10 protein-coding genes are annotated in these 11,181 nt (G+C 51.2%); 7 read left to right on the top strand and 3 right to left on the bottom strand.

The window, feature by feature from the left end; all coding sequences use genetic code 11:
- Positions 1-1,206 precede the first annotated feature (1,206 nt).
- The 6 genes from ACE6ED_RS28870 (at position 1,207) to ACE6ED_RS28895 (ending at position 8,424) form a co-directional block, all read left to right on the top strand.
- Positions 1,207-2,580 (top strand): DHA2 family efflux MFS transporter permease subunit, encoded by a 1,374-nt coding sequence (locus ACE6ED_RS28870; protein WP_410830905.1) that lies wholly within the window; start codon positions 1,207-1,209, stop codon positions 2,578-2,580.
- A 205-nt stretch (positions 2,581-2,785) separates the two neighbouring features.
- Positions 2,786-3,685: a class I SAM-dependent methyltransferase gene (locus tag ACE6ED_RS28875; protein WP_410830906.1), complete on the top strand. Its 900-nt coding sequence runs from the start codon at positions 2,786-2,788 to the stop codon at positions 3,683-3,685.
- Between the two features lie 230 nt (positions 3,686-3,915).
- Positions 3,916-4,608, top strand: coding sequence for a response regulator transcription factor (locus tag ACE6ED_RS28880; protein WP_410830915.1), 693 nt, complete (start codon positions 3,916-3,918; stop codon positions 4,606-4,608).
- Positions 4,605-5,627 carry a sensor histidine kinase gene (locus ACE6ED_RS28885; RefSeq protein WP_410830907.1) on the top strand — a complete coding sequence of 341 codons (1,023 nt, stop codon included), beginning with the start codon at positions 4,605-4,607 and terminating at the stop codon, positions 5,625-5,627. Before ACE6ED_RS28880 ends, ACE6ED_RS28885 begins: the two co-directional genes overlap by 4 nt.
- Before the next feature lie 99 nt (positions 5,628-5,726).
- Complete coding sequence (locus ACE6ED_RS28890; RefSeq protein ID WP_410830909.1) at positions 5,727-6,488, top strand: ABC transporter ATP-binding protein; 762 nt, start codon at positions 5,727-5,729, stop codon at positions 6,486-6,488.
- Entirely contained in the window at positions 6,478-8,424 is a 1,947-nt protein-coding gene (locus ACE6ED_RS28895) for an ABC transporter permease (protein ID WP_410830910.1), read from the top strand. The genes ACE6ED_RS28890 and ACE6ED_RS28895 overlap by 11 nt, the downstream gene beginning before the upstream one ends.
- A gap of 10 nt (positions 8,425-8,434) precedes the next feature.
- Here the strand turns inward: ACE6ED_RS28895 and ACE6ED_RS28900 are convergent, their stop codons facing one another.
- Entirely contained in the window at positions 8,435-8,971 is a 537-nt protein-coding gene (locus ACE6ED_RS28900; RefSeq protein ID WP_410830911.1) for a copper amine oxidase N-terminal domain-containing protein, read from the bottom strand.
- 171 nt (positions 8,972-9,142) lie between these two features.
- Between ACE6ED_RS28900 and ACE6ED_RS28905 the strand changes: the two genes are divergently transcribed.
- On the top strand, positions 9,143-9,445 hold the full coding sequence (locus ACE6ED_RS28905; RefSeq protein WP_410830912.1) for a putative quinol monooxygenase: 303 nt from the start codon (positions 9,143-9,145) through the stop codon (positions 9,443-9,445).
- Between the two features lie 37 nt (positions 9,446-9,482).
- On the opposite strand, the gene ACE6ED_RS28910 is transcribed toward ACE6ED_RS28905, so the two are convergent.
- Positions 9,483-9,806, bottom strand: a complete 324-nt coding sequence (locus tag ACE6ED_RS28910; protein WP_410830913.1) for a hypothetical protein — start codon at positions 9,804-9,806, stop codon at positions 9,483-9,485.
- 339 nt (positions 9,807-10,145) lie between these two features.
- A complete protein-coding gene (locus ACE6ED_RS28915) occupies positions 10,146-10,571 on the bottom strand; it encodes a VOC family protein (protein ID WP_410830914.1) in 426 nt (141 codons plus the stop codon).
- Positions 10,572-11,181 lie beyond the last annotated feature (610 nt).

Consider the following 11,181-nt stretch of genomic DNA (forward strand, 5'->3'; position numbering starts at 1 on the left):
GCGTATCGCGTACTGCGGTAATCCGCTGCGGGTCTGTTACAGGAGAGGATTCGTTCCTGTCAGTTCAACGACAACAGCGGCAGTTCAAGTCATTGGTTATCAAGTCTTGGTTCATGCTGCTTTTATTAACTCAACTTTCGCAGCCTGAGATCGGCAGCGCAGCCTGAGATCGGAGCGCAGCCTGAGATCGGCAGCGCAGCCTGAGATCAGAGCGCAGCCTGAGATCGGAGCGCAGCTTGAGAGCGGCAGCGTAGCCTGAGAGCGGCAACGTAACCTGTGATCGGCAGGTAGGCTTTGAGATCGCTGGGCAAACAGGAGATCCAGTGCTGGAGTTGACTTTGAATTAGGGTGGAGCATTTCTTCCCAACCTGAGCCGCAATTTCGTTCAGCCGTTCTATGAGTTGTGCCAAGGCAACTGCCCGGCCTAGCGTGCTAACTTCATCGCACCGTAAATAAAATAGAACGCCGAGCGGGGCGTTCGCCGCGGGCAAAGCGGTGTTGTTCTATTTTTCAAGACGATTACTTTATTGGGGTTAAATCCACGCCAGGACTGGAGCTAAGCATATTTTCGCTCTGCGAAAGTTGAGTTCTTAAGCAGTGTTCCATACTTTGTCGGGAAATTAATTATTCTTTTAGGTTGGCGTTTGGCTTGACATCTGAATCTATTGTGTATATTGTAGACTCATAAAGTCGATTATGTAGTCATACTGTGCAGATGATCTCCCCTACGAATTAAAAACAAGTAGAGCGCTGCTGTATGGAAACATTAAAGATAATGACAGTCTTTAATATACACGATGTGGAGGAGGAGCAGGAATGCGATTTGCCGTTCGAACCGGCACGGGTACTGGCGCTGGCACTGGTCCAGCCACTGGACTCGGCACTGGCCTTGAGCTCAGCCCTGGCATTGGCCCTGGACTCAGTCATGGATCCGTCCCCGGAACGGACCTTGGCCCTGGACTCAGTCATGGATCCGTCCCCGGAACGGGTCCTAGCCCTGGACTTAGCCATGGATCCATCCCCGGAACGGGCCCTAGCCCTGGGCTCAGCCACGTATCCGGCACTGGAACGGTCCTTAGCCCTGGGCTCCACCACGGATCCAACCCTGGAACCGGCCCTGGAACAGGCTCTGGCACCGGGTCCGGCCCTAGCCCTGGAATCAGACCCGGCCACGGAAACAGGCCTGGACTCATCGTCGCCTCGCTGGTGATTGCCAACTTTTTAGCGCAGCTGATGCAGACGATGCTGAACACAGCGCTGCCGAAGATGATGAATGAGCTTGGGGTTCAAGAAAATGCAGGGCAGTGGCTGGTTACCATTTATTTTTTGATGGCCGGTATTGTGGTTCCCATAGCGGGTTTCCTGATCGGGAAGTTTTCTACCAGAGCCTTGTTTTTTGCTTCGGGGGGAGCCTTCCTTACAGGCACGCTGCTGGCAGCGGCTGGTCCGGATTTTGGATGGATTTTGGCCGGACGCCTTGTTCAGGGTGTTGGAGCCGGGCTGCTGATGCCGCTGTTCCAAACTACCATTCTAAGAGTTTTCCCTAAAGAAAAAATCGGTTCGGCGATGGGAACGGTAGGACTGGTAATGGGCTTGGCTCCGGCCCTTGGTCCCGTCTTGTCAGGACTTGTTGTGGAACATTATTCCTGGCGCCTGCTGTTCTACGGCATTCTGCCGATTGCTGCAATTAACCTGGTGCTTGCTTATGTCTGCTTGAAAAATGTCGGAGACAAAAACGGAGCATCGCTGGATCTGCGTTCCGTGCTGTACTCAACTGCGGGGTTTGCAGGCCTGCTGTACGGCCTAAATTTAACAGGAGACCAAGAAGGAGGAGCCGCTTGGCCAGCGGCAGTGGTCCTGACCGCTGGAGCGGCGCTGGTCGCTTTGTTTGTCGGGCGGCAGTTTAGGCTGGCGGAGCCCCTGCTGGATTTCCGGCTGTTCCTGTACCGGGCGTTTACGCACGCTTCGTGGATTGGGGGGGTTTTGTTTTTTTGCATGATTGGAGTCGAATTGTTCCTTCCCCTGTATGCTCAAAAAATCCTGGGGCTGTCGCCGCGGGAGTCGGGACTGATGCTGCTGCCGGGGGCGCTGCTGATGGGCTTATCCGGCCTGGTTTCGGGACGGCTGTACGACCGGTTCGGCGCGCAGACGATTACCCGGACCGCCTTTTTGGGCATGACGGTCACGCTGCTGCTGCTGTCCGCGGTAAGTTCGTTTCAGCCGCCCATTATTTTGCTTATGGCGGTGTTTGCCCTGTTTATGGTGGAGATCGGGCTGATTATGTCGCCTATTACCGCCTATGCGATGGCGAATGTGCCCGCCGCCATGATTAAACATGCCTCACCAATGACCATCATGCTCCGCTCGTTAAGCGGGTCCGTAAGCGGAGCCGTGCTTGCGGCAGTGCTGACCTCGGTGTCGGGCCACAGTTCGGCCGTTATATCTGGGGATATGCTTCCGGGGATCCGGGTTGTATTTGGAATCCTTACCGCCATGGCCGCGGCCGGATTGGCGATTTCCTTTAAGCTTGAACCGGGCGGCAAGAAGGAGAGCGCCCCCGTTCCAATCACGCCGCAGTAAGGTGTGTAAGGTGTGTAACGTATGAAAGGTGTTAAGGTGTGTAACGTATGAAAGGTGTTAAGGTGTGTAACGTATGAAAGGTATTAAGGGATGTAACGTATGAAAGGTATTAAGGTGTGTGATGTATGAAAGGTATTAAGGTATTAAGGTACGGCGGAGGCAGCGTTGACGCCAATCCATCCATAATAGAAGGGATGATTTCGATATGACAAAGGATTTATTTAACGCACAGGTCTGGGAAAAGGCATGGAAAGAGGACCCGCAGGCTATAGGCAATAAGATGAAAAAAGCCGGCGTTGACATGACGCGCAGCTTCGACAGCAAAGCGGAGACGTTTAATCGGGAGGTATTTAGCGAAGAGGGAAGACGCCGGAGCGAACGGATCATCGGCTGGATCGAAGGGCAAGGCGTGGAGTTTGACGGTTTGTCCGTGCTGGATGTGGGGGCGGCTTCGGGCGGTTTTTCCGTACCTTTTGCGGAGCGTGGAGCGCGCGTTATTGCTGTTGAACCCAATGTTCCCCTACGGAAACTGCTTGAACAAAATACAGCGGCGATCCGTCCTGACCTGCATCCGGTGGAGATCGTCCCGCAGGCCTTTGAGGATTTGGACCTCTCCGTCAAAGGCTGGGAGCAGGCTTTTGATTTGGTTTTTGTGTCCATGTGCCCTGTCATCGTGGACTGGGAAAGCGTCGAACGGGTGCTCAGCTGTGCGCGGCAGTATTGTTATATCAGCCTGATGGCCGGAGGCAGAGACCATAGTCTTGTGGCCGAAGTGCTGCCGCTATTGGGGAATCAAAACGCGGCGGAGAGAGTGCCGGACATGGGGTATCTCCTGCAGCTGCTGTATCTGAAAGGTTTCGCATACGAATCCATTGTGACCCGGGAGATGAAAACCGTTGTGCACGAAAGTGAGGAAGCGGCTGTCTCAGAGGTGATGGCACTGCTCCCGCATTACGGCGTGGCGGCGGATGAAGCCGCTCGGGAGAAGGTAACGGATTATGTGCGGCGTACTTACGGCGGCGGGCCGGTGCAGACCAGCCAGGGCGGGCGTTTTGGCAAGGTGCTGATCCGGCTGCAGGACCAAAAAATGTACACCAGGAGATAACTCAAGAAGGAGCATAAGCAGGCATGCTGCCGCTGTGCTCCTTTTTTTCGTGGCCGCTCATCTCTGCTTGAACCTGTTCATCCCCGTTCATCCCTGCTAATTCCTTGGCTCCGCTTGTCTCCTTCTATAATCTCCAGCATAATAACAGAAGTGAAAGATTGTGCTGCAAGGCATCTGCTTCCTTCTGGCGGCGGCCTTCATTCACACATCTACAAGCGGGGTGTATCACACTGTTTACCATCATGCTGATTGAAGACGATGAGACGCTGTTCGGCGAAATCCGGGACAGGCTCTCCCAATGGTCGTACCAGGTTTGCGGTGTTCAGGATTTCGGCGGCGTGCTGCAGCAATTCACTGCCCTGAATCCGGATTTGGTCATCATTGATATCCAGCTGCCGAAGTTCGACGGGTTTCATTGGTGCCGGCTGATCCGCGCCCATTCCAATGTGCCGATTATTTTTTTATCTTCGCGCGATCACCCAACCGACATGGTGATGTCCATGCAGCTGGGCGCCGATGATTTTATGCAAAAGCCGTTTCACTTCGAGGTGCTGATCGCCAAAATTCAGGCAACGCTCCGGCGCGCTTATAACTACAGCAGCGAACGGACCGAGCTGAAAACCTGGCGAGGGGCTGCCCTGGAGTATGGAAAAAACACGCTATCGAATGACGCGGCAACGGTTGAACTGACCAAAAACGAGATGTTTATCCTTAAAATGCTGATTGAACATAAAAATACAATTGTAACCCGCGAGGAACTGATCCGGAGTTTATGGGATAACGAACATTTTGTCAGCGACAATACGCTGACCGTCAACGTGAACCGGCTGCGGAAAAAGCTGGAGCCGCTTGGACTGGACCAGTACATCGAAACCAAGGTCGGCCAGGGATATTTGGCTACCGATGAGGCGATCCCGCTATGATCCGGCTGTTTTTGAGAGAACGGCTGAGCTGGATCGTTTTTTTTCTGCTGTCCCAGCTGCTTGTCCTGTTTGTTGCGTATCTTGATCCTTCCATTCCCATACGGTCTCTCGGCTATATCACGCTTCTTGCTTCCTTGTTGTTCCTCGTGTTTCTTTTCTGGAGGTACCAACGGGAGACGGCTTTTCTGAAAAAACTTGAGGAGTGGGGGGAATCGTACGAGCTGGAGCCGTTAGGCGAAACGCAGCGCCCCATGGAGCGGATGATTTTGGAGCGGATCAGCCGCCAAAACGATTTTTTTAAACAGGAGCGGTCCGGTTACCTGATTGAAGTGGAGCGGGAGAAAGACGATCTGCTGTCCTGGATTCACGAAGTGAAAACTCCGCTGACCGCGATGCGCCTAATGATTGACCGTCTGCCGGATGAGGCGCTGCGGGGACGTCTGATGTATGAATGGCTGCGGGTGCATCTGCTGCTGGACCAGCAGCTGCATCAGCGCCGGATCGCGTATATCCGCAACGACCTGTACATCGGGAACTGCAATCTGGAGGAGATTTTGTACAAGGAAATCCGGGAGCTGCAGTCCTGGTGTATGCAAAAAGGAATTGGTTTCGACCTCGGTCTCTCTTCAGAGGACAGACAGGTGCTCAGCGACGCCAAGTGGCTTGGATTCATCCTGCGGCAGCTGCTGTCCAATGCCGTGAAATACAGCGATTCCTCGGACATCCTGATCCAGAGCGGACAACGGGACGGGCACACGCTGCTTAACATTCAAGATTTTGGACTGGGGATCACCCCTCATGATCTGCCCCGGATTTTTGAAAAAGGTTTTACCTCCACCAGCCGCGGACGCGACGTTACCGGAATGGCGGCGGCTACCGGGATGGGACTCTATTTGGCCCGAAAAGCCGCCGATTCTCTGCTCATCTCGATTGAGGTGCGCTCGGAGCCGGGGCAAGGGTCAACCTTTACCCTTGTGTTTCCGGAAGAAAATGAAATTGAGCGGCTGCGAAGCATGTGACAGCATTGTCACATGCTTTGTTTTTTTGTTCGGCGAAACGAAGGAAAAACGCCTTTTCTCCCGGTATGATAAAAACATCAGACAAAGGAGTGAAGAAACTTGGCAATACTCGAAGCTGCAAAAATCCATAAAAGCTACGGTAACAAGTTTAACCGGCAGGAAGTGCTGAAGGGCATTGATCTGAGCGTGGAGAAAGGGGAGTTCGTCAGCATCATGGGGGCGTCGGGCTCGGGCAAAACCACGCTCCTGAACGTGCTGTCTTCGATCGATCATGTCACCACGGGAAGCATCACCATAGAGGGCCAGGAATTCACCTCGATGAAGGAAAAGCAGCTTGCGGAGTTCCGCCAGCATCATCTGGGCTTCATTTTTCAGGAATACAACCTGCTGGACACCTTGACCGTAAAGGAGAACATTCTGCTGCCCTTGTCGATCAAAAAGGTGCCTCACAAGGCGGCGGACGAGAAGTTCCGGACGGTTGCGTCAGAGCTTGGTATTTATGAGCTGAAAGACAAATATCCCAATGAAATTTCCGGCGGGCAAAAGCAGCGGACCTCCGCGGCCCGGGCGTTTATTCACGATCCCAGTATTATTTTTGCGGATGAGCCTACCGGTGCCCTGGATTCCAAATCAGCCGCGGACCTGCTCGGCAAGCTGAGCGATTTAAACCAAAAGATTTCGTCCACCATTCTGATGGTGACGCATGATCCAAGCGCGGCCAGCTATTGCAGCCGTGTGGTATTTATCAAGGACGGCCAGGTTTACACCCAGCTGCACCGGGGGGAACAGAACCGCCAGGCTTTTTTTAACGACATTATCAAGACGCAGGGTCTGCTGGGCGGTGTGCAGTATGAGCCTTAATTCCCTGATCCTCCGCAACCTGAAAAAAAACATCAAAAACTATTACCTGTATGTGTTTGCGCTGGTGTTCAGTGTGGGGCTGTATTTTGCCTTTGTTACCCTGCGGTTTGACCCTTCCATAACATCAGAAATCGAAGGATCGGCAAAAGGCGCGGCCGGACTTGGAGCGGCTTCGACGCTGCTGGTGGTGATCGTCGGGTTTTTTCTGCTGTACGCCAACAACTTGTTTATCAAACGGCGCAGCAAGGAGATCGGGCTGTTCCAGCTGATCGGCTTGACTAAAAACGAGATTTTTCGGCTGCTGACTGCGGAAAATCTGTTGCTGTACTTTGGATCCATGGTGATCGGCATCTTTGCCGGGTTTGCCGCGTCCAAGCTGTTTCTGATGGTCCTGTTCAAAGTAACCGGCGTGAAAATCGAAGCGAAGTTAACCTTCTCCACCGAAGCGCTGATTCAGACAGCGGCCGTGTTTGCCGCAATCTACGTGCTGATTATGCTGATGAATTACCTGTTTATCCGCAGGCAGACCATTTTGTCGCTGTTTCGCGTGAGGTCTTCAACAGAAGGCAAAATCGGCCGGCTGTCGATTCTGCAAATGCTGATCGGGCTTGCCGGAATCGTGCTGATCGGGTATGGGTATGTACTCTCTACGCGCTTGTTCAGCGGTAGTGTAGACGCCAGCCGCCTGGCGAACACCATGCTGCTCATTTTGGGCTCAGTCATCGTGGGAACTTATTTGTTCTATAAAGGGTCGGTGAGTTTTATATTTTATCTGATCCGCAAAAGCAAAGGCGGTTATCTCACGGTGAAGGAAGTGCTGTCGCTCTCCTCCATCATGTTCCGGATGAAATCGAACGCGCTGCTGCTGACGATTATTACCACCGTATCCGCACTGGCGATTGGCATGCTTTCGTTAGCTTATATTACCTATTATTCCGCCGACAAAGATGCCGCGGCCAGCGAACCCAACGACTTTTCCATCGCCGCTCGGCCGGACATGGAGAAGTTCCTGCAGGGGCTGGATGAACGGAATATTCCATACACCGAAATCCGCAGAGAAGTTCTAAAAGCGGAAGTTGATCTTACTGATGTCATTGGTTCCCCGGCGAGTGTTTTGGCCAACAATTCCCCGGAGACCGTACTTCCTGTGGTAAGTGATACTCAGGCAGGCATCCGTGATGTAGCTCCGGATGAAGTGCTGTTTACCGGATTTGCCGATGGGGTGAGAAGGATCATTGATCTCCGCTCTAGCGGTGATATCGTGATGAAAGGAAAATCAGAGACCGTTCCGCTGCAGGTGATTGGCCTTGACAAGGAAACGGTCGTCTCCTGGTATTTTGTGAATGGAGGACTCCCGACCGCCGTTGTAGACGAAACGGTGTTCCAGCGGCTGAAAGCGGATCTCGATCCCGCCATTCAGACAAAGTATTCCGTCTATAACGCCGTCTCGATTACCGACCGGGACCGCCTGGAGGAAGCGGATGACCTGTTCCATGAGCTGGGGCTGTCCGGCAAAAAGGAGGATTTTTCCCAGCGGGAATTAGCCCGCGGCCAAAAAGCCAGCATGGGAATGAACATGTTTGTCGTTGGTTTTCTGGGACTGGCGTTCCTGATTACGTCCGGCTGTATCCTTTATTTCAAACAGATGGATGAAGGGGAGGACGAACGGCCGAACTATACGATCTTGAGGAAACTGGGCTTTACGCAGGGGAACCTGCTTGGAGGCATCCAGCTGAAGCAGCTGTTCAACTTTGGCATCCCGCTTGTGGTGGGGCTGCTGCATAGTTATTTTGCGGTCCAGTCCGGCTGGTTCTTTTTCGGAACTGAGCAGTGGATGCCCATGTTTATCGTTATGCTGCTGTATACCGCTTTGTATTCCATTTTTGGCTTCCTCACGGTGCTCTTTTATAAGCGGATTGTGCGGGAGGCGCTGTAGGCGGATAGCTTCAGGCGTAGTCTGGTCTACTGTCAGCTGCGGTCTTCCGGCAGCCACGAGGTGCCGGAGCAGTTCGCCGGAGGCTGAGCTTATAAAGCTCCGCCGTGTGGCCGGCGGTGTACGATAAGATTAATCCAGAAAGTAGGAGAACATCAGAGCTGCCCGCAAAGTGTGTCAAAACGCTTTGCAGGACAGCTCTATTTTTATTGGCATGACTACCCTCACAGATGCAGCTGTCCTGTGTTAAGACTTTTTTTTCGCCATTTACATAAGCATCGTTGGAATTATGGGTTAGCTTGATGGTTATCCCATCCTTGGTTGCCGTCACCGATTTATTAACGTTATCCCATGTCACGCTCATTCCATACTGCTCAAAGATAGGACGCATAGGCACTAAAGTGGTTCCGAGCCAGGTAACGGATGCGGACAGCTCAAGTTTTTCATTATTGATGTAAATTGCCGGGTGTACTCTAGATGCAAAGCTGCTATTACCTCCCATTACCGATATGGCGGCTGCAAATACAAGTACTTTCAAAAAATATTTCATAACTAATCTCCTGTTAATTGGCTTAATTTGTTATGCTTTCAGGTGGGGCATTAGTTGGTCTGTATTCCTCCATTATTGCGCGCTTCCCAGCGGTAGAATTGCCGAGAATTGGAAGGAGAAGTGACAATCGAGTAGTATAATAAGAATACGAAACTCAAGGAGGAACTAAACATGAACAAATTTGGTTTATATACAAAATTCACTGCCCATGAAGGGCAACGCGACACCCTTGCAGGGCTGCTGCTGGAAGCGGCAAAAGGGATGGATGCCGTCCCCGGCTGCGATCTGTACGTTGTTAATGCGGCGGACGGCGATCCGAACAGCGTTTGGGTGACGGAGCTGTGGAACGACCCGGCAGCACACCAGGCCTCCTTGACCCTGGATGGCGCAAAAGAGCTGATCCAACAGGCAAGGCCGCTGATTGCCGGCATAGAACAGATCAAACTTCGCCCGCTGGGCGGAAAAGGAATGTAATTTTTTTGGGCCGGGGCGGGCTGTATTAGCCCTGGTCTTATTCTTCTTTGGACAGCAGCGTTTTTAAGCCTTTTTCCAAGATAGCGGTGTTGTCTATATTGCCGCCGCGATCGATGTAGTTGGACCATTTCGGAAAATATACCTTAAACAGCTCGTTCCCTATTTCCGACAGGTTGGATTGGCGGATGATCAAGTCTTCTTTTAAAGACCCGTCCTCGTTAAATGGCTCCGTGTGGAGCAACTGATGTTCTTTTAAAAAGGTCATTAAAACTGTAGTCAGCTTCTCTATTTGCTGCTGGTAGCTTTTCGACTTACTTCTTTTTCGTAAAGTGGAGTAGTTGAGTCTCAACTGATCGGTCATCTCTGTCCCTCCCAATAAGGTTTATCCCATCTTTATAGCTGCAACATACACAGGCGATCAGCAGTAATGAGTTCCTTGCGGCTCTTGAATGTTCGTTGCTGCGTTTGAATATGACTATAGTATACAGATAACAACGTGAATCTGATAGCCGCGAGACGAAGGTCATTGAAACGTTCGACGCGGGACAGCAGCCACCCTGTCGAGTTCCAGCTAGCAGGCTGGCAAGCGATTATGGACAAATTCAAAGCCGATACCGGGTAAACCTGATCCGTTGCTAGAGGATCGAAAAAGACGCCGGGACCATGCGCCCAGCGTCTTTTTAAACAACCTATTACGTTATTACACCTCGCTGGACTGTACTGCCGAGGGATTGTTGCAGTTGATAGCCCACATATGGCCGTCCAAGTCTACGAAACCCCAATGATACATGAACCCATAATCCTCAGGATCTTCGTGTATTTTACCGCCCAGGGAAACCGCCGTATTCACGATTTCATCGACCTTTTCCCGGCTCTCGAAGGCCAACGCGATCGTCATCTGCGCATACTTGTCCGTATCGACGGTTTCCTTCTGCGTGAGGGTATTAAAAAATTCTTGGGAGATCAGCATGACCTGCAGGTTGCCGCCGATCACGATGGCTTCCGACTTGTCCTTCTGGGAGAACTGCGGATCGGATTCGAAGCCGAGTCCCGTGAAGAAATTTTTCGATTGTTCTACATTTTTTACAGGCAAGTTGATACTTGTGAATTCGGACGTTAATGCCATTTTCATACACTCCTTCGTTAAATGAATTTGGTTGTCATTGATGTCTTCGTTAAGTTAGACGACAGCTGATTCGGAAACTCATCGGTCTTGTTGTGCGGGAAGTGAGAATTTTAAGGAACGAAGGATGCTAGAATGTATGATTACAAGTAACAGCTACTACTATTCTAACAAATTATGTGATCGGGGTTATACAAACATGATGGATAGAAACAAGAAGTTGAAGGAGTTGAACTAACGACGAAAAGTGGATGGGGCCCTTATATCGTTATCTGGGACTCACATTTGGTTGTATCAAAATGAATCTGATGAGGGCAAAAAAGCCTCGTCTACTAATCTCAGTCTCTGCAAGATAAAAAGTACATCTCATTCATTTATAAACAGTCTTATCCCGTAAATGCTTCTTGGGTTAAGGCTGTTCTTTTGTTTACATCGCTTTCTATACACTCAATGGTGAATTCTAACTTTTCTCATTCTTATTACCTATGATGTTATCTACATCAGGAAATTCTACTCTCGTCTTGCTTGTAAAACTCATGATAGTATGGAAATTAATTGAAAGATGCTAAGATTATAATGGTAAATAAGGAGACGGATAATGCAGCAAAAAGTT

Origin of the sequence: Paenibacillus nanchangensis (assembly GCF_046543445.1) — a bacterium.
GTDB lineage: Bacteria > Bacillota > Bacilli > Paenibacillales > Paenibacillaceae > Paenibacillus_AQ > Paenibacillus_AQ nanchangensis.